We start from the raw sequence: 21541 nt of genomic DNA, 5'->3' as shown, positions 1-21541 counted from the left end.
ATGGCGACGCCCTCCTGGGGGCTAGTTTCGCCGGAATTTTCCAGTTATCAACTGTCCAACTTTTAGGGGGGAGGTCATCGCTTCTGTCTCCAATCTCTCTCGCAGCGACGGCACGGAGGTAACTGCATCGAGGATGATCTTGACCGAGCGCTTCTTGTCGCTCGGGTCAGCCAGTGACTTGAGTCGCTCCCATGCGTCCCACAACCGCTCCAGCGCTTCACGACGCACCAACGGATTGCGGTCCGAAAACTTGGCCCGGCACTCGTCGAGCATGTTGTCGAGCGTGCGATCACCCGTATTGAAAAGCGTCCGTTTCAGTTCTTCGCCAAGCACCGGCGGGAGCACTCGTTCAATACGACCATTGGGCAGCATCTCGAACGCAACCCCGTTGCGCGCGAATATGCGATTCACCGTCACGCGAAAGTCTTCCTGCCCCGCCTCCTGATCGAAGGTCAAGTGGTAATGACGGTGGTAGTCGTGATACGTCCCTGAGATCGGTTTTGCCACTGATGCGTGAACGAACTCGATGAAGTCCAAGACGAGCAAGGTGTCCGGCGCGAACGGCTGGCGTTCAGCAAAGTAGCCCTCCCCATCAATAGAGACGGTCTCCAAAGGCCAAGCCAGCCCCGGCATTTCTGCGCTGACGGAAGCCGCCAAGGCGTCCGCATCGCCGCCGCAAGTGACTTGCCCATCAGGACAGCGTTCGGGAAAGCGCAGGCCGAATGCGCCGCTATTGATCAACGCCTGTACCGTTGCCACGAGGCCCGCCCAGACAGTGGGCGAAATCACCTGCTCGGTGCGTGCGCGCGGACCGTTCTGACGGTCGCTGAAGTAGTCGCTCATCACGTTGACTCCGTTCGCGGCCACGACGCGATGGTGGCTACGTGTCTATCCAAAAATTTCATTCCCCTGCGCAGAACCATGGCGTTCATGCTTGTGGCCTCAGCAGCGACGCGCTAGCCGGACCAATGCATGCTTCTAGCCGCTCGCCGCTCAAGTCGTTCACGGCTTCCGGCGTCATGCACCCGGCGTTGAAGAGCCCGAGGTATTGCCCCCTGGTCAGAGCGAGCGGCAAGTTTGTGAGCGGCAGCGCACCGGCCGGAAGGCCGAATTCGAGTCGTTGCAGGACTTCGTCGAGTCCCGCCAGGAACGCGGGCTGGTCCGGGAAGAGCGCCGACAGGATTTGGTGCGTCGAGCGCAGATGAAAGCGGGTTGCATCGGCGATTCCGATGATGTTCCCGTATCCAACAGCGCCTCCGAAGGGCGTGGTCGAGAACCGCTTCTCCAACACGTCGACGGGGGTACCCTCGATCCAGTCGTATAAGAGCGCCGCGCGCTTGCATCGGCACCAGAACTCAATCTCGTCCCGGCAATATCGCTGCAGTGCCTGCGTCATCGCATGCCCATAGCGCTGCGCCACATCATTGGCGCGCACGCTCTCCGACCGCCCCCGCTTCATGACCGGTGTGTAGATCGCATCCATTTCGTCGAGGACCTGCACCATCGCCAGCACCTGGGTCGGCGACGTCTGTGCGGCGTTCAGCTGTTTCATCAACTCGACCAGCCGCAGGCTCGACTCAAACGACAAGGACGAAGCGCCGCAGGCGCGTCCGAGCAAAGTCAGGTGGATCAACTCGCCCTCGCGCTCGGCCAACCCAGCCTGCAGCAGGCGCTCGACCAACGCGGTGACTTCATGCTCCACGATCGCGATCCATTGCGGATTTGCGCGTGATGCAGAGTAGCCGCCGAACGTGTTGACCAGGAGGCCAGGAATTTCGGTGGCGCGCACGCCCCGAACCTGGCTAAGCAAGCGCAATGTCCAGGTTGGCAGGTCGCGCTGCTGGAAGGATGACTTCACGTCTTCAGGCACGCCGAGCACGTACTTCTGGAACAGTTGCGCGCGCTCCATCGGCGTGTCGGCAAGGATGATGGCCTTGCCGGTCTCGTTGTATCCGAGCCGTCCCGCCCGTCCTGCCATGTTCTTGTACTCGGCGACGGTGAATGGGCGGCCGTCCTCACCGACGAACTCGTTCTCGGCCAGGATCACCGTCGATGCCGGCGTGTTGATACCGGCAGCTAGCGTCGTGGTGGCCACCAGCGCATGGATACCGCCGCCAGCGTTGCGATAACCTTTCTCGACGGCTTCGCGCTCCGCGCGCAAGAGATTGGTATTGTGGAACGCGGTGCCACCCGCAAGGCATTCCCGCAGATCCTGCGAGGCGCCTGTCAGATCCTGAGTTGGCAGCACGTCCAGGACGGTCGTCGCAGGACCCAGGCCCAATTCCTTGGACAAGTATTTGGCGCACCCCTGTGCCGGACCACGCATGTTGCGGAAGACCAGCAACTTCTCGCCCTGTGCTACAAGTTGCTGAACCAACGGCACGATCACGTCTTGCGAGCTGGGCTTGTCGCGACGCTGCACGATGCGATGCGCAGGCAACAGGGCTTCGGTCTTGGTGGTGCCGTCCACATCGACGAACTGGAACGTCCCGCGCCGATCGAGCACGCCCTCGACCAGGGGCACAGGCCGCTCGCGGGACATCAATAAGGGCAGGTCGAGCCAGCGATCGAAGCTGTTGAGGTTGCCAATGACCGCCGACAAGATCACCAGTTGCGGCTCGATTCCGCGCTGACGCGCCCGCAGCAGAAGCGCGAAAATCAACTCTACCGTAATGCCTCGATTTGGGTCCGTGATGAATTGGCCCTCGTCAAGCACGACGAGGCCGAGCTGGTTGAGCAGGCGCGGCGAACCGAGCGCCAGATTGAGAAAGGTTTCGTAGGTGAAGAAACCCAGGTCATAGCGACCGCCCAACACGGGGCCAATGCCATCCGTAGCATCACCGCTGCACCGAACGACGCGCAGGCCCGCAGGTCCGTATCGCTTGCTGAACTCCTCGAACTTCTCGTTGACCAGCGCCCGATATGGCAGCAGAAACGCCGCTTTCTTGCCGGCTGTGACCGCCTGAATCGCAGCCAGTTCGCCGATCATGGTCTTACCCGAGCTAGTCGGCGCGACCACCAGCAGCGATCTGCAGGCCAGTACGCCGTGTTCGTTGACGGCCTTGAGTTGCAGCGCGTTGAGGCCTCGCGGGAGATCCGTCGTCCACTGATCGACGATCTCCGGCGGAAAGCCGTGCGCGGAAAATTCCGCAAATGATCCCGACATTTGCTGGACCGCTCTGGCCGGGAACGCAGCGGCGTAGTTGTCACCACGCTTAAGGGCTGGAAACACAAGGCCACCCTGGACGTTGCCCAGGAATACAGGCGTCTGTGTCACGCTGATGCGCTCGGCCTCGACACGCGCCAGCCGGATAATCTCGCCGGCGATTTCCGGGAAGCTGACCGAGTCGCCGACCGCACCCGTCAACGCCTCTATCACGGCATGCGTAAGCAATCCGTGTCCGGTGCCCGGCTGCTCCCAGGCAGATTCGTTGGTTGCACAGGCTGCAAGCAGAATGCGCCCTTCGCCGTACACGCCAGTCAACGCAAATGCGCTTCGCGGGCGCGCTGCAGCCTCCAGCACGCGCGCAGGTGCCTGGCCGCTGAAGCAGCAGTCAAGAACGCACAGCACCGCACGCGCCTTCGTCGCTTTGAAGGCATCGCCCAAGTCCGCCATTGACAGGCCTGTGCTGGAAAGATCAGTTGGGTTGGTATCGAACAGGACCAGGTTCCCATCGGGAGAACCGTGCCCAGCGAATGTGATGACGACCACGTCGTCCCGGCCCGCAGCCGACAGTGCCCCAAGGATCGTCTGCGACACCTCGGCATGTGTGGCTGCCTCATCGACAAGCAGTCGACCAGCCAAACCCTCAATGGTGTCGGTGAACAGTGCCCACAACGCAGTCGCGTCGCGGCGGGCTCCGCTCAGCTCTGGGATCTTCGCATCGAGATGTTTGTTGATACCGACGAAAATCGCTTTGATCGCCACGCAATCTCCTAGCTTCCAGCTTGGTAGACGCCTTCCGGCAGGAATGCATCGTTCGAGGAATTCTTGGTCATCCGTGCCATTCGAAAGATCGGAGAATGGAGCGGCAAGTCGCCAATACCTTATAGGTTTGAACCAGATTGGGCGCAGCAAGATGTCGAGACACCGGCCCACGTCGATCGGCGGATTCCTCATTTGGACCTGGGCGCTGTGCGGCCGACATGGCCACACAGCGCCCAGGTCCAATATTACCCAAAACGTTACCTGAAGCTACAATCCCCGACCATAATGAACAGGAACCGCCAAGTTTTCCGGAAACAGTCTCGGAACATAGGTCTGCTCGTTGATCCAGGCATCCACCATGTCCGCCCACTCTTGCAACATGTGTCGCCGTTGCTCAGCGTACTCGGCCTTGTTGTAGATCGAGCGCGAGGATCGTCCGTCTTCATGCGCAAGGCACTTCTCGATCCAATCCCGGTTGAAACCCAATTCGTGCAGCAGCGTTGATCCCGTACGGCGCAAATCGTGAACGGTAAACGGCTCCAGTGGTAAGCCCGCGACTTTGGCTCTCTCGACCACAAGCTGCGTGACACGGTTCAGGGTCGCCTTGGACATGCAACTGTCAGCGTTGTAGCGCGACGGCAGGACAAACTTGGAACTGACCGCACAAGTATGCAACGCCACGAAAATGTCGAGCGCCTGACGTGAGAGATAAACCACGTGCGGCCTCCTCCCCTTCATTCGCTGCTTTGGAATGGTCCAGGTTGCCTTCTCGAAATCGACCTCGTCCCAAGTCGCCTCGATCAGCTCACTCTTTCGCACCAACGTCAGCAAGATCATGCGCAATGCTAATCGGATCGTCGGATAGGTAGCCACGCACTCTAATTGCTTGGACATCAGATGGATTTCCTGCGGGGACAAGGCACGATCCTTCGGTACGAAAGTCGCAATGGAAGCCGCTTCTACACTATCAGCAGGGTTTGCCACCTTCTCCCCATGCAGATTCGCGTAGCCGTATATCTGCTTCACAAGGTCCCGAATATGAACGGCGGTAGCTGGTGCGCCTCGCGCTCTCACACGCATGCACAGAGCGCGTAGATCCTCCCCATGGATTTCGCCAAGAAGGCGTTTGTTGAACGCTGGCAAGATGTCGCGATCCAGTACGCTCTTCCGCATCGAACGGGTCGACTCGGCCATCGTGGCCCCATAAAGCCAACGGGTGGCATGATCGCTGAAGGTCTGGGTCTCCGGCCCACGTCCCTTCTCTCGTTGCTTCTGTAGCGCTGGCGAAGTGCCCTCGCCCAGCAGCCTCCTGGCGCGCCGCAGTTTTTCTCGGGCTTCGGCTAGTGAAATTCCTCCGAAGCCGTAACGGCCTATGGTCAACGTCTCTCGTCGGCCATTGATCCGGTAGTCGTATCGGAAGGTAATGGTGCCTTTCGGCGAAACGATGGCGTACATGCCATCGCGATCGGCGACCTTGTAGAGGATCGCGCGGGGTTTCAAGTTCCGCAGGGAAAAGTCTGTAAGCACGGGAATAGTCTCCTGATTGAAACGGCCGATTGCCGTCACCTATCACGAGACCTACATGCCCTTGCGAGCTCGCATAAATCCTGATGTCTAAGGAAGAACTACCGTCGCTGACGGTAGTTCTTTCGTGGCTACGCCAACCCCAGTCCAAAGAGCTTGCGCACCCCGTCAAATTTACCGTCAGCTTCGCTGCCTGGAAGCTCTTAAAAACAAATTACTCACACGAAATAGTCTTTAAAATCAACAACCTAGAAGAATCACATTCTTGTTGATGATCTTTTGAGAGACCTTCTAGACTGTTGATTTAGAAGGGAAAACTGCTTCCCCTCACTCCCACTCGATCGTCGCAGGCGGCTTGCTCGACACGTCGTAAACAACCCGATTGATCCCGCGCACTTCATTGATGATCCGCGACGACACCCGAGCCAGCAACGGATGCGGCAGCGGTGCCCAGTCGGCCGTCATGAAGTCAAACGTCTGCACCGCACGCAGGGCCACGACGTATTCATACGTACGGCCATCGCCCATCACGCCCACCGACTTCACCGGCAGGAACACGGCAAACGCTTGCGAGGTCAGCTCGTACCAGGTCAGGCCGCTGGCTTCGTCCTTGGTGTTGCGCAGTTCTTCGATGAAGATGGCATCGGCGCGGCGCAGCAGTTCGGCGTATTCGTGCTTGACTTCGCCCAGGATGCGCACGCCCAGGCCGGGGCCGGGGAACGGGTGGCGGTAGACCATCTGCGGCGGCAGGCCCAGGGCCACGCCCAGCTCGCGGACTTCGTCCTTGAACAGTTCGCGCAGGGGTTCCAGCAGTTGCAGGTTCAGCGTGTCCGGCAGGCCGCCCACGTTGTGGTGCGACTTGATGGACGTGGCCTTGCCGGTCTTGGCGCCGGCAGACTCGATGACGTCGGGGTAGATGGTGCCCTGGGCCAGCCACTTGGCGCTTTGCTGCTTGCCGGCTTGTTCCTGGAAAACTTCGACGAATTCGCGGCCGATGATCTTGCGCTTGGCTTCGGGGTCGGCCACGCCGGACAGCTTGCCCATGAATTGGGCGGTGGCGTCGACGTGGATGATCTTGACGCCCATGTTCTCGGCGAAGGTCTGCATGACCTGCTTGCCTTCGTCCAGGCGCAAGAGGCCGTGGTCAACGAACACGCAGGTGAGCTGGTCGCCGATGGCCTTGTGGATCAGGGCGGCAGCCACCGACGAATCGACGCCGCCGGACAGGCCCAGGATGACTTCGTCGGTGCCGACCTGCTCGCGGATGCGGGCGACGGCTTCGGCGACGTAGTCGGGCATGTTCCAGTCGCCCTGGCATTCGCAGATCTCGTTCACGAAGCGGGCCAGCATGGCCTTGCCTTGAACGGTGTGCGTGACTTCGGGGTGGAACTGGACGGCGTAGAAGCGGCGGTCTTCGTCGGCCATGCCGGCGATGGGACACGACGGCGTGGACGCCATGATCTTGAAGCCCGGGGGCAGCTCGGTGACCTTGTCGCCGTGGCTCATCCAGACCTTGAGCATGCCGTGGCCGTCGGCGGTGGTGAAGTCTTCCAGGCCCTCCAGCAGCTTGGTGTGGCCGTGGGCGCGGACTTCGGCGTAGCCGAATTCGCGGTGGTCGGAGAAACTGACCACGCCGCCCAGTTGCTGCGCCATGGACTGCATGCCGTAGCAGATGCCCAGCACGGGCACGCCCAGCTCGAACACGGCGTGGGGCACGCGCATGGAGCCTTCTTCGTAGGCCGATGCGTGGCTGCCCGACAGGATGATGCCCTTGAGGCCCTGCGCCATTTGTTCGCGCACGAAGGCGTCGTCGACGTCGCCCGGGTGCACTTCGGAATAGACGCCGGCTTCGCGAACGCGACGGGCGATCAGTTGGGTGACTTGCGAACCGTAGTCGAGAATGAGGATGCGCTGGTGCATGGAGACTCTACCGGTAAGGAATGAAATCGCTGTAAATAAAACCGCACCGGCAGACCCGCTGACTGATTTTGCGGTTCTGCCGGTGCGTGATGCATGACATTGTAGTTGACTGTACGGGGATCAGTCGGCGCGGTAGTTGGGCGCTTCCTTGGTGATCTGTACGTCGTGCACGTGGGATTCGCGGACACCGGCGGAGGTGATTTCCACGAATTCGGCCTTGGTGCGCATGTCGTCGATGGTGGCGGCGCCGCAGTAGCCCATCGAGGCGCGGATGCCGCCGACCAGTTGGTAGATGATGGCCAGCACGCTGCCCTTGTAGGGGACGCGGCCTTCGATGCCTTCGGGGACCAGTTTGTCGGCGTTGTTGGCCGGGTCCTGGAAGTAGCGATCGGCCGAGCCGTCGGTCATGGCGCCCAGGCTGCCCATGCCGCGGTACGACTTGTACGAACGGCCTTGGAACAGCACGACTTCGCCCGGGGCTTCTTCGGTGCCGGCGAACATGCCGCCCATCATGCACGAGAAGGCGCCGGCCGCCAGGGCCTTGGCGACGTCGCCCGAGTAGCGGATGCCGCCGTCGGCGATGAGGGGCACGCCCGTGCCTTCGAGCGCCTTGGCGACTTCGGAGATGGCATGGATTTGCGGCACGCCGACACCGGCGACGATGCGGGTGGTGCAGATCGAACCGGGGCCGATGCCGACCTTGACGCCGTCGGCGCCGTACTCGACCAGCGCGCGCGCGGCGGCGGCGGTGGCGATGTTGCCGCCGATGACTTCAACCTTGGGGTAGTTCTGCTTGACCCAGCGCACGCCTTCCAGCACGCCCTTGGAGTGCCCGTGGGCGGTGTCGACGATGAGGACGTCGACGCCGGCTGCAACCAGCTTTTCCACGCGCTCTTCGGTGCCGGCACCCACGCCGACCGCTGCGCCGACGCGCAACTGGCCCTGGGTGTCTTTGCTGGCGAGCGGGTGTTCGGTGTTCTTGACGATGTCTTTGACGGTGGCCAGGCCACGCAGTTCGAAGCCGTCGTTGACGATCAGCACGCGCTCGAGGCGGTGCTTGTGCATCAGGGCCTGCGCTTCATCGAGCGTGGCGCCTTCTTTCATGGTGACCAGGCGTTCCTGCGGCGTCATGATGTTGCGCAGGGGTTGGTCGAGGTTTTCTTCGAAGCGCAGGTCGCGGTTGGTGACGATACCGACCAGCTTGCGGCCTTCGACGACCGGCAGGCCCGAGATGCCATGCTGGCGCTGCAACGCAATGGCGTCGCGCACTTTCATCTGGGGGGTGACGGTGACCGGATCGATCACGATGCCGAATTCGTGGCGCTTGACGCGGGCGACTTCACGGGCCTGGGCGTCGGCGGACAGATTCTTGTGGATGATCCCGATGCCACCTTCCTGGGCCATGGCAATGGCCAGGCGGGACTCGGTGACGGTGTCCATGGCGGCGGACACGAGGGGGATGTTCAGGCTGATGTTGCGGGTGAGGCGCGTGGCCAGGGAGGTGTCGCGCGGCAACACCTCGGAATACGCAGGCACCAACAACACATCGTCGAAGGTGAGCGCTTTTTGAACGAGACGCATGGGTAACTCCGGGCGCAAAGCAAGATTATACGCCGCCTGTGTGTTTTGACTAGGTATTGACCCTAGGTCGGCGCAGGATTTTTGCGACTTTTTTCAGGGGCGTGGCGTGGTCGCGACCATTTTTACCCGGATCATATTGACAGACGCTTTTCGGCGGATCACAATGCATTCCATCAAATTTACCCGGGCAAAATTTAACCCGTACCGCCATGACCACGATTCCCTCTCCCGCCGCCCCCCCGCCCGCGACCTATCTGCATACCGCCTTTGAGGGCCACCGCCTGCTGGCGCGTGGGCCGCTGGCCGATGTGGCGCTGGCCGTGCGGCAAACCTCGGCCACCGGCAGCGATGCCGCCATCCTGGTGTTCGATGACCAGAGCGGCAAGCAGGTCGACCTGGACCTGCGCGGCGACGACGCGCAGATTCGTCAGCGCTACCAACCGCAGCCCCTTGCCGGCGCCGCGCCATCGGAAGACGCGGTCGAGGCTGCCGACGCTGCCCCGCGCGGCCGCGGCCGGCCCAAGCTGGGCGTGGTGCCGCGCGAAGTGACGCTGCTGCCGCGCCACTGGGACTGGCTGGGCGCGCAGCCCGGCGGCGCCTCGGTGGCGCTGCGCAAGCTGGTGGAACAGGCCCGCCGCGACAACGAGGCGCGTGACCAGCAACGCCAGCGCCAGGAGGCCGCCTACCACTTCATGTCCAGCATGGCGGGCAACCTGGCGGGCTTCGAAGAAGCCACGCGCGCCCTGTATGCCGGCGACCGCGAGCGCTTCGCGCAGCAGTTGGCCGACTGGCCGCAGGATGTGCGCGATTACGCCATGCACTTGGCCTGGGCGGACGCGGCGGCGCAGGCGGCGAGATGACGCGCGGTATCCGGATAGGCGGGGCCCGGGCCTGGATCGGCGGGGCCTTGGCCGTGGTGGCGTTGACGCTGGCCGGCGCCTGGGGCTGGCATGCCCATCGGCAGCCGGGCGCGTCGGACGTGCCCCGGCTGGAGGCCTTGCTTGCCTATGTGCAACCGCTGCGCATTTCGAGCTATTCGGCCGAGGGACCGAAGCAGTTGGCGTTCGCGGCCAGTCAATACGCGGCCATTCCAGAAGCAACCAATCGATATTGCGAACCCGCCGGGGAAAATTGCCAATTGCCCGGTCAACCGCCGGCCCAGGCCTTTGATGCGCAAGCGGCCGCGCAGCATGCGGCTTTGCATCGGCGCATCCGCGAGCTTGGGTTGGCGATTGACGCCTTTCATGTCGAGTACGACGCGTCGGGCGCCGTGGCGCATGCCACGCTGGACGTGGCGGACCGCTATCTGCTCTGGTACGAATATTCGCCGCAGGAACCGCTGCTGTCGTCGCACCCCCAGTTGGTCGTCACGCCCCTGGCCGGGCCGTGGTATCTGCAGGAAGATATCGACTGGAACTAGGCTGGTAAGCTCTCTATATGGATACCACCCCCCAGAACTTCCTGTTGTACGATGGCGACTGCCCGTTCTGCACGAATTACGTGCAAATGCTGCAGTTGCAGAAGGCCGTGGGGCCGGTGGCGCTCTTGAACATGCGCGAGCACCCGGACCTGGCCGCCGCCTTTCGCCAGCAAGGCTATGACCTGAACGAAGGCATGCTGCTGCGGCTGGACGGCAAGACCTACTGGGGCGCCGACTGCATCAACCGGCTGGCGCTCATCAGCACCGACAACGACCTGTTCAATAAAGTGAATGCCGCGGTGTTTCGCAACCCATGCCTGTCGGCCGCGCTGTATCCGTTCATGCGGCGCGGGCGGGCGCTGACGCTGGCGTTGATGGGCAAGAAGAAGATGCCGGCCTGAACGGGCGGGCGCTGCGGGCCAAAGCCGCTTGCCACAATCAAATGCAACGCATTATCATTCCGGTCCCACTTTACGGCCACCGGTATGGCAAGCCGCTTATCACGCGCGAAGGGATTCCTGCCCTTCTACGAGGAATTGCTGCGCACGTGGACGCGACGCCTGGGCAACCGGCCCGCGGCCGAAGACCTGTCGCACGACACCCTGCTCAAGTGCCTGGAGGCGGATGACGCCGCCGTGCGCGAGCCGCGCGCCTATCTGCACCAGACGGCGCGCAACCTGGTCATCGACCAGCATCGGCGCGAAGGCGGCGTCGAACTGCTGCCGCTTGATATCATTGCGGCCCACCCCAGCCGCGTGGGCGACCCGGTGTCGCAGGCCCGGTCGGGCCAATTGACGCAAGACCTGGAACGCGCGCTAGCCGAGCTGCCCGAAAAATGCCGCCAGGTGTTCCTGTGGCAACGGCTGGAAGGCCTGACCCAGGCCGAGATCGCCGAACGCATGGGCCTGAGCAAGAACATGGTCGAAAAACACATGATCCGCGCCTTGCGCCATCTGCGGCAGCGCCTTAGCGCGCATGCGCCGCACTAGCCGCCCGCCCCAGCCATGACGCACACGCTGCCCCCTCCGGATGAAGCCGCCGCGCGCTGGTTCGCGCGCGCGCAGTCGGGCGACATGACCGAGGCCGAGCGGCAGGCGCTGCGCGATTGGTTGGAGGCCAACCCGCGCCACCGCTACGAATACGATTTTCTTGAGCGCCTGTGGCAAGCGTCCGACCAGGTGCAACCCGAACGCGTGCAACGCCAGGCCGCCGCGCCGCGTCGGCGCAAATTCCTGGTGGGCGCGGGCGCGACGCTGGCCCTGGCGTTGGCCGTGGCGGGCGGCGTCGTGCTGATGATGCCCGGTGACAAGATGGTGGAACTGGCCACGGGCATCGGCGAACGCAAGCAACTGCAATTGCCCGATGGCTCGCTGCTGGAATTGAACACACGCAGCCAGGTGCGGGTGCGGCTGGGCAAAGCGCAGCGCCAGGTGGAACTGGTGGCGGGCCAGGTGATGTTCACGGTGGCGCAGGATTCGCAACGGCCGTTTGTCGTTGACGTGGGCCGCGGGTCGGTCACCGTCACGGGCACGCGCTTCGAGGTGCGGCGCGACGACAGCGGCGCCGACGTGGTGGTCGAGTCCGGGTCGGTGCGGGTCGACGGCGCGTCCGGCCCCACGGGCGCGACCGCCGCGCTGACGGCCGGACAGCGCGTGACGCTGGACGCCCAGGGCCGCCTGGGGCCGGTGACGGCCGCCGATGTCGACGCGGTGCTGGCCTGGCGCAACGGCAAGCTGGTGTTTTCCAACGCGGCGCTGGCCGACGTAGCACGCGAAGTGTCGCGCTACCGTCCCATGCCGATCGTGGTCGATGCCGCGTCGGCCCGCATGCGCCTGACCGGCATGTTCAACACCGCCGACCCCGACAGCCTGCTGGCCGCCCTGCCCCAATTGCTGCCGGTGGCGGTGCGCCGGCTGCCGGACGGCACGGCGCAGGTGAGCGCGCGCTGATCCTGTCGGCGCGGCAGGAATCGACTTGCGCCCCGCCGTTACAAATTTCCATTCAGGTTTTTTCGCCGGATTGCGTCTTCCTCAGAAGCAACCCCGCTTCATCACGCCTGTCCCGGGCGGCAAAAGCGGCGGACACCCCTACGGCAAAGAACAGGAGCAGGAACGTGCAGGCATGGTTGGAACACTTGGGGCTGGAACACTCCGGAATGGACTCGCGTCGCCCCTCGCGCCGCGGCATGCGAGCCGGCGCGCTAAGCCTGGCGCCGGTCGCCCTGGCGCTGGCTTGCGCCTGCGCACCGGCCGCCGCGCGGGCACAGCCCGCTGCCGCCTCGATCGTCTTCAGCATGCCCGCGCAACCGCTGGACGCCGCACTCAAAAGCCTGGCGCAGCGCACGCCGCTGCAATTGTTCTACACGCCCGAGGTGGTGGCGGGCCTGCAAGCGCCGGCCCTGTCGGGCAGCTATACGCCCGAACAGGCGCTGGCGCAGTTGCTGCGCGGCAGCGGCCTGGAACAGCGCCGCGAAGGCAATGCCATCGTGCTGCAACGGGCCGCGGCCGCCCAGGCCGGCCCCGTGACGCTGGCCGCGGTGGAAGTCAGCGCGTCGCGCACCCAATCCGACCTGGCCAGCCCGACCCGGCAGACCACGGTGATCGAGCGTGAGCAGTTGCAGGAACTGCGCACGGGTTCGGACAGCCTGGCCACGGTGCTGGCCAAGGCAGTGCCGGGCATGGCCGATTCCAGCCGCACCATCACCGACTATGGCCAGACGCTGCGTGGTCGCAGCATGCTGGTGCTGGTGGACGGCATTCCGCTGAACACCAACCGCGATTCCGCGCGCAACCTGGCCAACATCGACCCCGGACTGATCGAGCGGGTGGAAGTCCTGCGCGGCAGCAGCGCGATCTACGGCGCGGGCGCCACGGGCGGCATCGTCTCCATCACCACGCGCCCGGCCGGCGGCCCCGATGTGGCCGAGACCACGCTCAGCGCCACGTCGCCGTTGACGCGCCTGCGCGCCGACGGCCTGGGCGGCCAGTTGCAGCAGCACTTTGCCGGCAGCCAGGGCAAGCTGGACTATGCCTTCGACGTAGGCGGCCGGCATATCGGCAGTTCGTACGACGCCAACGGCAACCGCATCGCCCCCGAGCCCAGCCAGGGCGACATGTTCAACGCCAACGCCTTCAATGTGGGCGCCAAGCTGGGCGTGCGGCTGGACGACAACCAGCGCGTGCAATTGTCGGTCAGCCACTACAACGCCGACCAGGACACCCGCTACGCGTCGGACCCTGCGGTGGCACGCCTGCCGCCGGGCTCGGCCACGGCGCGCCCGCTGGACGGGCTGCAGCTGGACGACCAGAACCAGATCCGCAACACCCTGGTGAACCTGGAATACCAGCACCAGTCGCTGTGGGGCAGCAAGCTCAGCACCCAGGTGTACTACCGCGACTACTACACCCGCTTCACGCCGTTCGATGCGCGCGCCGTGGTCACGCGCGGCAACAACGTCGACCAGGTGATGCAGAATTCGCACGTGCTGGGCAGCCGCATCACGGTGGACACGCCGCTGGGCGATGCCAAGCGCACCAAGCTGCTGTGGGGCCTGGACTTCAACCAGGAACGCAGCGACATGCCGAACGACATCTTCGACCCCGTGGCGTACGACGCCAGCGGCGGACGGGTGTTTCGCCGCACCGGCACCGTGACCTACATGCCCGAGCTGACCACCCGCAGCACCGGCCTGTTCGGCCAGCTGGAACACAAGTTCAACGACCAGTGGTCCGCGCAAGGCGGCGTGCGCTACGAGTATTCCAGTGCCCGTTTCGACGAGTTCGTGCCGCTGTCGCAGTCGCGGGTGGCGAATCCGCAGACGATCAAGGGCGGCTCGGTCAGCTACGACGCGCTGCTGTTCAATGCAGGGCTGGCCTATTCGCCGGTGCGCGGGCAGGAGTTCTACACCTCGTTCAGCCAGGGCTTCCAGCTGCCCGATATCGGCGTGCAGATGCGCAATGCCCGCCCGGGCTTCGACATTGCGTCGTCGGACCTGCAACCGGTGAAGACCAACAACTATGAGCTGGGCTGGCGCGGCGGCTTCGGCAATACGTCGGCGACGCTGGCGGTGTTCTATTCCACGTCCAAGCTGGGCGACGTGCAAAGCTTCAACAACGGGCTGATCCTGACCCGCACGGAAGAAAAAATCTTCGGCGTCGAAGGCAGCCTGGACTACAGCACCGACGACGACCGCTGGGGCGCCGGCGGCACCTTCACCTGGACGCGCGGCCGCGAAACGCCGGACGGCCAGCCCAGCCAGCCCATGACCGGCTACCGCATCCCGCCGCTCAAGCTGACGGGCTACCTGCAATACCGCCCCAACGAGCGCTGGAGCAACCGCATGCAGGTCACGTATTTCGGCAGCAAGGACTACCGGCTGGATGGCGTGAACAGTTTCGGGCGCCGCGAGGTCAGCAGCTACACCACGGTGGACCTGATCAGCCGCTACGAATTGAGCAAGCAGGACACGCTGACGCTGGGCATCGAAAACCTCTTCAACCGCGACTACTACCCGCAGTACAGCCAGCTGATGCGCAACAGCCTGAACAGCAGCCGCCTGCCCGCCGCCGGCACGGTGCTGACGGCGATGTACACGCATCGCTGGTAGGCCACCTGTCACGCCGTTTCCGCGACCTGCGTGAGAAACGCGGCCAGCGCGGGGTTGTCGTGCTGCGCGTGCCACGCCAGGTACATGTCGGCATAGAGATCGCGCTGGCCCAGCGGCCGGAATTCCACGCCTTCCAGGCGCAGTTCGCGCGCCGAATCCGGCACGATGCCTGCGCCAAGCCCGGCGCGCACCAAGGCCAGCAAGGTGTGCGTCTGGCTGGCGCGCTGCACGTATTCCGGCTGTACGTCGGCCAGCCCAAAGGCGCCGACGATGCGGTCATAGAAGTACTTGCCTTCCCGGGGCGAATACAGCACGAACGGCTGCCCCTGCAACAGGCGCAGCGGCACGACGGCGTGCGCGCACAGCGGCGACCCCGCCGGCAGCGCCAGCACCAGCGGTTCGCGTTCGATCAGGCGGGCCTCGATGCCGCTTTGCTGCGGCACGCTGCGCGCCAGAATCGCATCCACCTCGCGCGCCACCAACAGGCGCGACAGGTCGGTGCTGACGGTTTCACGCAGCTGGATGTCCACGCCGGGCAGCCGCTTGCGCGCCCGCACCACCAGCGACGGCATCAGCCGGTACGACGCCACCGCGGTGAACCCCAGCGTGATGTGGCCGGCCTCGCCGCCCGACGTGCGCCGGGCGATGGCCGCGGCGCGGGCGGAATATTCCAGCAGGTGGCGGGCATCGCGCAAGAAGCGCCGGCCCGCCGCGCTCAGTTCCACCTGGCGGCTGCTGCGTTCGAACAGCGTCACGCCCAGGTCTTGCTCCAGCAACTGGATCTGCCGCGACAGCGGCGGCTGCGTCATGCACAGGCGCTGCGCCGCGCGGCCGAAGTGCAATTCTTCGGCCACGGCGATGAAGCATTCAAGCTGGCGGAATTCCATCGATTCAATCCTTGAATTGATCAATGCTATTTATAGCTCGAACAGTCATCCATCGACAGGCATTCCTATACTCGGCCGCAGGGACCAGACCCCGGTCCACCGGCACAAAAGGAGGCTTCGCGCCGTGTCGGCGGGCCCTGCCCCCAACCCTCGAGGCGAACCGCCGCAGCCTGGTTTTCGCGGACGGAATCGCCCGACCTTCGTTGCCCCACTCATCCACCACAAAGAGAAAATCCATGGAGACAAACCGACCCGCGCGCCCCCGCATCCGGCTCATCGCCGCGCTGCTGGCCCTGGCCGCCAGCAGCGTCCTGCCGGGCGCGGCGCAGGCTGCGCCCTACCCTGAACGCGCCATCAACCTGATCGTGCCGTTCGCGCCGGGCGGCGGCACCGATATTTCGGCGCGGCTGCTGGCCGCGGCGCTGGGCGACAAGCTGTCCGCGTCCGTCGTGGTGGACAACCGCCCCGGCGCCGGCGGCCAGATCGCCGCCGACCTGGTGGCGCGCGCCAACGCCGACGGCTACACGCTGCTGTTCGCCAATTCCGGCATGCTGGCCATCAACCCGTGGATCTACAAGCTGCACTCGGACCCGGCCAAGGCTTTTGCGCCGGTGTCGCTGTTTTCGGACCTGCCGTTCGTGCTGGTGGTGCCCGCCAGCCTGCCCGCCAAGGACGTGACGGAACTGGTGAGCCTGGCGCGGGCGCAGCCGGGCAAGCACACCTATGCCAGTTCGGGCACGGGCGGCGCGCCGCACCTGTCGGGCGAAATCTTCCAACAGGCCACCGGCGTCGACCTGATGCACGTGCCCTACAAGGGCGGCGGCCCGGCCATGACCGACCTGATGGCGGGCCGGGTCGACATGCTGTTCGCGTCGGTACTGGAGACGATTCCCTACGTCAATTCCGGCAAGCTGCGCGCATTGGCGGTGACGGGCCCCACGCGCTCGCCCGCCCTGCCCGGCGTGCCGACCATCGACGAAGCTGGCGTGAAGAATGCGCAGACGGGCTCGTGGACGGCGGTGCTGGCCCCGGCCGGCACGCCGCAAGCCGTGATCGACAAGCTGTCGGCCGCGATCCGCGAGGTGGCCAATGACCCGGCCATGAAAACCAAGCTGGAATCCCAGGGCGCCGTGGCCCATGGTTCCACGCCCCAGCAACTGGAAGCCCTGGCCGCCAGCGAGCGCGAACGCTACGGGCAGATCATCAAGACCCGGCATATTCAAGTTCAGTAATTCAACCTGTGGCGGCCCGCGATCCCGCCGGCCGCCCTTCACCCCGCAACACCGCCATGACATCCACCTTGACCGCCCCCGCCGCCGACCTGCTGATGGTCGGCCCCCTGCTGCCCGAACTGACCGCCGACCTGGAATCGCGCTACCGCGTGCACCGCTGGTGGGAAAGCCCTGACCAGGCCGCGCTGCTGCGCGAACACGGCCCGACGATCCGTGGCATCGCCACCAGCGGCCGCTTTGGCGCGCCGCGTTCGCTGATCGACGCGCTGCCCGCGCTGGAAGGCGTATTCAGTTTCGGCGTGGGCTACGACACCATCGACGTGGCGGCGGCGCAGGCGCGCAATGTGCTGGTCACCAACACGCCCGGCGTGCTGGACGCCTGCGTTGCCGACACCGCGCTGGCATTGATGCTGGCCGCCCCGCGCCGCCTCGCCGAAGCCGACCGCTTCGTGCGTGCGGGCCGCTGGCCGCAGGAAGGCTTCGGCCTGGGTACCCGCATGAGTGGCAAGCGCTGCGGCATCGTGGGCCTGGGCAACATCGGGCTGCAGATTGCGCGCCGCGCAGAGGCCTTCGACATGCCCATCCTGTACACCAGCCGCAAGCCGCGGGCAGATGCACCTGCCCACTATCAATACTGCGCCGACGTGCTGGAACTGGCCGCCCAGAGCGACTTCCTGGTGCTGGCCGTGCCGGGCGGCGCCGCGACGCGCCACCTGGTCAACGCCGCCGTGCTGGACGCGCTGGGGCCGCAAGGCTGGCTGATCAATATCGCCCGCGGCAGCGTGGTGGATGAAACCGCGCTGGTCGCCGCACTGCGCGATGGACGCATTGCCGGGGCGGGCCTGGACGTGTTCGAACACGAGCCGGCCACGCCCCCGGCCCTGAATGGCATGGACAACGTGGTGATGCTGCCGCACATCGCCAGCGGCACGCATGAAACCCGGCGCGCGATGGCGGATCTGATGCTGGCGAACCTGGACGGCTGGTTTCGGGACGGCACGACGGTGACGCGGGTGGTCTAGGTGAATGTGTCCGACTTGTGGACACAGGGCATTGCAATTTATCGCATATCTGATAAATTTCTCATCGCACTGGCTCGTGCCGGCGAGCCGTTGTGCTTGTTGTTGTAACTTTCTCCGGCCTTCGGGCCGGATTTTTTTTGCCGTGTTGGCGTCTTCCTGCGTCAGCCGTCGATCCGTATCGACAAGCCGTTGCCTTGTACCTCGATCGACCGCACGCGTATCGTCCACCCCGCGTTGATCGCTTCTTCCTGATCGTCGAAGACGCCGTACTCGGTCACCGTCACGGCGCCCCGCAACGTCCGGCCGTCCGGCCCCTGGCCTTGCGCCTCGATGACCGGCACGAAACCCTCCTGCACCTGCACGGCGCCGCGCGTGATCTGAAAACCGTCCTGTTCTTCCATGGTCGCTCCTGGTGGGGTAGGCCATGGTAGCCTGACCGCCCGACAGACCATCGATGGGAATTCCATGATTGCCGTGCAAAGAATCGAGCCGTCCAACTGGGGGCTGGCCTATCCCCTGATCGCGCAGTTGCGCAAGCTGGACGAAGCCGAATTCCTGCATCGCGTGCGGCGCCAGTCGCACACGGGTTATGAGCTGGTCGGCGCGTACCTGGACGGCAAGCTGGTCGGCGTGATGGGCATCCGGCCCGTGCATACCCTGGCCCGCGGCGCGCACCTGCATGTGGACGATCTGGTGGTCGACGAAGCCATCCGCGGCAGCGGCGCCGGTCGGGCGTTGATGGCGTACGCCGAAGCCGATGCCCGGGCCCGCGACATGGGCGCCGTGTTCCTGGATGCCCGACCCGATGCGGTGGCTTTCTACGAACGCGAAAAATACGCGCTGCATCCGGCCCCGTCGATGAAGAAGCTCATCGACAAAGACGCAGGCGGGAAGACACCGTGAAATTCGATATCTACCGCCGCTTCCAGCTGGTCATCCTGCGCGAAGACGATCAGTGGGTCGTCTATGACGCCCAGCCCGGCAAGCGGGTGCGCAACAACCTGGTGATTCCGGCGGACGTCGCCGCCGACGAACTGCCCGCCTACCTGGACGACATCTATCATGAGCTGGCCCGGCCCGGCGACACGGTGACGCCGGTTTCCTGACCGGAGTATCGTGACATTGACTGTTCGAAAAGGAGCCGGCCGCGCCTGGCTGGATTCGCGCGAAAAAACACAGCTTGATCCGACGCCATGGCGCCGCGGTGCTATGGTGCGGACATGACGGTCGATAACCGGCTGCCCCCTCCAAGACTTCCCCTGAAGGCACGACCATGGAAAATCCCTTTGGCGATTCGGACGAACCGTCCAGCAACCGGCGCCAGTACCTGGTCCTGATCGCGGCCTCGAAAGACAACGCGTCGATGGCCCAGAAGCTGCTGGAAAACCTGAAGACCCACGTCGACGAACGCGCGGCGCCCTTATGGATCGATGCCAAGGGCATCGGCGTATTGCTCACCACCGAATTGGTCGCCTCGGAAATCTGGCAGGCCATGTTCCAGAAGGCGCCCGGCCAGGATTTCGGCGACACCCGCAACATGCTGGTGCTGGAACTGGGCAAGGACTGGGCCGCCCGCCGCGACGACAAGATCGAACACTGGCTGGCCAGCCATGTCGGCACGCCGCTGCCGGCGCCGCGGCGAACCGACAAGCGACGCTGATGGCCCTGCCCTCTATATATAGATAGCCCCAACACCGACGACCGCTTTCCCGTGACCCCGACCATTCTCATCGAACGCTTCGCCGACGCCCACCTGGCCGGCATCACCGCGCTGTACAACGACCCGGCCATGGCGCGCCAGGTGCTGCAGATGCCTTACCAGCCGGCCGAACGCTGGCGCCGGCTGCTGGCCCCCGACAACGAGCGCCTGGTGGCCCTGGTGGCCACGCACCAGGGCGAAGTCATCGGCAGCGCCACGCTGGAACAATTTGCGCGCGTGCGCCGCAGCCATTGCGGGTCCATCGGCATGGGCGTGGCCGGCGCCTGGCAACGCCAGGGCATCGGCAGCCGCCTGTTGGGCGAACTGCTGGATATCGCCGACAACTGGATGAACCTGCGCCGGGTCGAACTGGCGGTCTATTGCGACAACGAGGCCGCGGTGGCGCTGTACCGCAAGCACGGCTTCGAAGTCGAAGGGCAACTGCGCGACTACGCCATCCGCGACGGCGGCTATGCGGACGTGTACAACATGGCGCGCCTGCGGTCGGCAGTGGCCTGAACAGAATCAAACCGCAAGCCTATGCCGCCGCCAACCGGTCGTAAAGACTGGCCGGCTGCCGCCTAACAGTTGCCTTTCTTGGCTTGCCCCGGCGGACAGAATCCGCCGCGGCCACCGCCGTCGTGGGGATCGACGACCACGGATCCGCTGGGCGTATAGACCGCACAGCCCGTCAGCAGGAAGGCGATGACAGCCAGGGTAGAGAGTAGTTTCATGAAGGCGCTCGGCGTGGTCATTTGAGATGCCGCGAGTCTAGAAGAGAGCCTGGAAACAGGGTTCGGCGATTGGTAACACTTGGCCGGCCTGCAACAAACCCGGCCCTGTTTTTGGCGGATTATACTGGATATATAACCAGTGTTTTTCACCATGCCGTTCAAAGTCCCCCTTACCCATGCCGAGCTGCGCGTCATCCGCGAGCGCCAGCCCTGGAACGCCGATGTCCTTGCCCTGCTCTGGGAGGTCAAGCGCATGCGCTCGCTCTTGCTGCGCGTGCATCAAGTGTCCTATGACCTGAAACGGCCCGCCGGCCTGATGGGCGACATCTACGACGAACTGCTGGCCGGCCTGGCCCTGGAACCCTGCATCCTGGAACGTGACCAGATGACGGCCGAACTGCTCGAAACGGCCGCCGGTCAACGCAAAGGCATGGCGCCGCGCTGAAAGGCCGCCCCTGGGGGCACGGGGCGAGCCGGGGGGGGTCCTAAGTCATTGAAATAGCGGACGGTAATGCCCGGACATCAGGAGATCCCCCACTGGGGGATTTTCCTTCGCCAAAATCCTAAGCAATTGATTTACGAGCGCATGGCGATCACTTCTGAACAGGTCGAAGAGACAGAGGCGAGGATTGCCGTGCGGGTTGAGCCTTTGGCGATGCCGTTGCAGCAAGGCTGTCACAGGCCGGCTGGGGATGATCGCATCCGCTCGAGGCCCTGGGCTACAAGAGCGACCAGCCCACTGCCTCATCTCGTTTGTCGTGGAAGTAGTCCCATTCCGCACCGCATACCGAGCACACAAACGCCTCGTGGGTCACGCCTTTCCGGGCCGTAGCGAGGCTACGGACATAGCCAAGGCTTATCAGCCCGGCGTGCCCCTGCGCGCCCCGCTTGTTCTGAATGATCCCGCTGCACTCCGCGCATAACGACATTCCCCAACCTTTCGTTTTTCTTTCATCCTAAATACTACAAAATGAAACTAGCAAAAAGG

21 protein-coding genes are annotated in these 21541 nt (G+C 64.4%); 13 read left to right on the top strand and 8 right to left on the bottom strand.

The genetic code is table 11. From position 1 onward, the window contains the following. Positions 1-21 precede the first annotated feature (21 nt). The 5 genes from AC3WMR_RS14235 to guaB all read right to left on the bottom strand — a co-directional run bounded on the left by AC3WMR_RS14235 (position 22) and on the right by guaB (position 8953). The gene (locus AC3WMR_RS14235) at positions 22-843 is read right to left on the bottom strand and encodes an AbiJ-NTD4 domain-containing protein (protein WP_492265552.1); all 822 of its coding nucleotides are present in this window, start codon (positions 841-843) and stop codon (positions 22-24) included. 85 nt (positions 844-928) lie between these two features. Further along, the gene (locus AC3WMR_RS14230; protein WP_492265551.1) at positions 929-3928 is read right to left on the bottom strand and encodes a DEAD/DEAH box helicase; all 3000 of its coding nucleotides are present in this window, start codon (positions 3926-3928) and stop codon (positions 929-931) included. 267 nt (positions 3929-4195) lie between these two features. Beyond that, a complete protein-coding gene (locus AC3WMR_RS14225; RefSeq protein WP_492265550.1) occupies positions 4196-5455 on the bottom strand; it encodes a tyrosine-type recombinase/integrase in 1260 nt (419 codons plus the stop codon). A 324-nt stretch (positions 5456-5779) separates the two neighbouring features. After that, complete coding sequence (gene guaA, locus AC3WMR_RS14220) at positions 5780-7372, bottom strand: glutamine-hydrolyzing GMP synthase (RefSeq protein WP_175192160.1); 1593 nt, start codon at positions 7370-7372, stop codon at positions 5780-5782. Between the two features lie 120 nt (positions 7373-7492). Continuing rightward, positions 7493-8953 (bottom strand): IMP dehydrogenase, encoded by a 1461-nt coding sequence (guaB, locus tag AC3WMR_RS14215; RefSeq protein WP_175192159.1) that lies wholly within the window; start codon positions 8951-8953, stop codon positions 7493-7495. A 209-nt stretch (positions 8954-9162) separates the two neighbouring features. Here guaB and AC3WMR_RS14210 point away from each other — a divergent pair, with 209 nt between their 5' ends. From AC3WMR_RS14210 to AC3WMR_RS14185, 6 genes are all read left to right on the top strand, one after another. Next, complete coding sequence (locus AC3WMR_RS14210; protein ID WP_492265549.1) at positions 9163-9813, top strand: DUF2239 family protein; 651 nt, start codon at positions 9163-9165, stop codon at positions 9811-9813. Next, positions 9810-10373 carry a hypothetical protein gene (locus AC3WMR_RS14205; RefSeq protein WP_492265548.1) on the top strand — a complete coding sequence of 188 codons (564 nt, stop codon included), beginning with the start codon at positions 9810-9812 and terminating at the stop codon, positions 10371-10373. The genes AC3WMR_RS14210 and AC3WMR_RS14205 overlap by 4 nt, the downstream gene beginning before the upstream one ends. Positions 10374-10390: 17 nt before the next feature. Then, a complete protein-coding gene (locus AC3WMR_RS14200; RefSeq protein WP_492265547.1) occupies positions 10391-10774 on the top strand; it encodes a DCC1-like thiol-disulfide oxidoreductase family protein in 384 nt (127 codons plus the stop codon). 84 nt (positions 10775-10858) lie between these two features. Then, the gene (locus tag AC3WMR_RS14195; RefSeq protein ID WP_492265546.1) at positions 10859-11362 is read left to right on the top strand and encodes a sigma-70 family RNA polymerase sigma factor; all 504 of its coding nucleotides are present in this window, start codon (positions 10859-10861) and stop codon (positions 11360-11362) included. A gap of 15 nt (positions 11363-11377) precedes the next feature. Then, positions 11378-12322, top strand: a complete 945-nt coding sequence (locus AC3WMR_RS14190; RefSeq protein ID WP_492265545.1) for a FecR family protein — start codon at positions 11378-11380, stop codon at positions 12320-12322. A 206-nt stretch (positions 12323-12528) separates the two neighbouring features. Continuing rightward, entirely contained in the window at positions 12529-14979 is a 2451-nt protein-coding gene (locus AC3WMR_RS14185; protein ID WP_492265544.1) for a TonB-dependent receptor, read from the top strand. A gap of 8 nt (positions 14980-14987) precedes the next feature. On the opposite strand, the gene AC3WMR_RS14180 is transcribed toward AC3WMR_RS14185, so the two are convergent. Continuing rightward, entirely contained in the window at positions 14988-15866 is an 879-nt protein-coding gene (locus AC3WMR_RS14180) for a LysR family transcriptional regulator (RefSeq protein WP_175192154.1), read from the bottom strand. A 236-nt stretch (positions 15867-16102) separates the two neighbouring features. Here AC3WMR_RS14180 and AC3WMR_RS14175 point away from each other — a divergent pair, with 236 nt between their 5' ends. Together AC3WMR_RS14175 and AC3WMR_RS14170 are read left to right on the top strand one after the other, a co-directional pair. Next, complete coding sequence (locus tag AC3WMR_RS14175; RefSeq protein ID WP_492265543.1) at positions 16103-17098, top strand: Bug family tripartite tricarboxylate transporter substrate binding protein; 996 nt, start codon at positions 16103-16105, stop codon at positions 17096-17098. A 56-nt stretch (positions 17099-17154) separates the two neighbouring features. Next, positions 17155-18120 carry a 2-hydroxyacid dehydrogenase gene (locus AC3WMR_RS14170; protein WP_492265542.1) on the top strand — a complete coding sequence of 322 codons (966 nt, stop codon included), beginning with the start codon at positions 17155-17157 and terminating at the stop codon, positions 18118-18120. Positions 18121-18281: 161 nt separating this feature from the next. Here AC3WMR_RS14170 and AC3WMR_RS14165 read toward each other — a convergent pair whose 3' ends face one another. Then, complete coding sequence (locus AC3WMR_RS14165) at positions 18282-18521, bottom strand: hypothetical protein (protein ID WP_492265541.1); 240 nt, start codon at positions 18519-18521, stop codon at positions 18282-18284. Positions 18522-18585: 64 nt separating this feature from the next. Here AC3WMR_RS14165 and AC3WMR_RS14160 point away from each other — a divergent pair, with 64 nt between their 5' ends. The 4 genes from AC3WMR_RS14160 to AC3WMR_RS14145 all read left to right on the top strand — a co-directional run bounded on the left by AC3WMR_RS14160 (position 18586) and on the right by AC3WMR_RS14145 (position 20338). Beyond that, positions 18586-19023: a GNAT family N-acetyltransferase gene (locus tag AC3WMR_RS14160; RefSeq protein ID WP_492265540.1), complete on the top strand. Its 438-nt coding sequence runs from the start codon at positions 18586-18588 to the stop codon at positions 19021-19023. Then, a complete protein-coding gene (locus AC3WMR_RS14155; RefSeq protein ID WP_025136133.1) occupies positions 19020-19226 on the top strand; it encodes a DUF7661 family protein in 207 nt (68 codons plus the stop codon). Before AC3WMR_RS14160 ends, AC3WMR_RS14155 begins: the two co-directional genes overlap by 4 nt. A gap of 167 nt (positions 19227-19393) precedes the next feature. Further along, positions 19394-19780, top strand: a complete 387-nt coding sequence (locus AC3WMR_RS14150; protein WP_492265539.1) for a hypothetical protein — start codon at positions 19394-19396, stop codon at positions 19778-19780. A gap of 51 nt (positions 19781-19831) precedes the next feature. Continuing rightward, positions 19832-20338, top strand: a complete 507-nt coding sequence (locus AC3WMR_RS14145) for a GNAT family N-acetyltransferase (protein ID WP_492265538.1) — start codon at positions 19832-19834, stop codon at positions 20336-20338. 62 nt (positions 20339-20400) lie between these two features. Here the strand turns inward: AC3WMR_RS14145 and AC3WMR_RS14140 are convergent, their stop codons facing one another. Then, a complete protein-coding gene (locus AC3WMR_RS14140) occupies positions 20401-20553 on the bottom strand; it encodes a hypothetical protein (RefSeq protein ID WP_492265537.1) in 153 nt (50 codons plus the stop codon). A gap of 151 nt (positions 20554-20704) precedes the next feature. On the opposite strand from AC3WMR_RS14140, the gene AC3WMR_RS14135 reads away from it, so the two are divergent. Further along, positions 20705-20998: a hypothetical protein gene (locus tag AC3WMR_RS14135; RefSeq protein WP_492265536.1), complete on the top strand. Its 294-nt coding sequence runs from the start codon at positions 20705-20707 to the stop codon at positions 20996-20998. The last annotated feature ends 543 nt before the right edge of the window (positions 20999-21541 follow it).

Source organism: Achromobacter sp. FW305-C-28 (assembly GCF_058783235.1).
The sequence above is the reverse complement of the archived record's forward strand: the minus strand, read 5'-3'. Positions and strand labels throughout refer to the sequence as shown.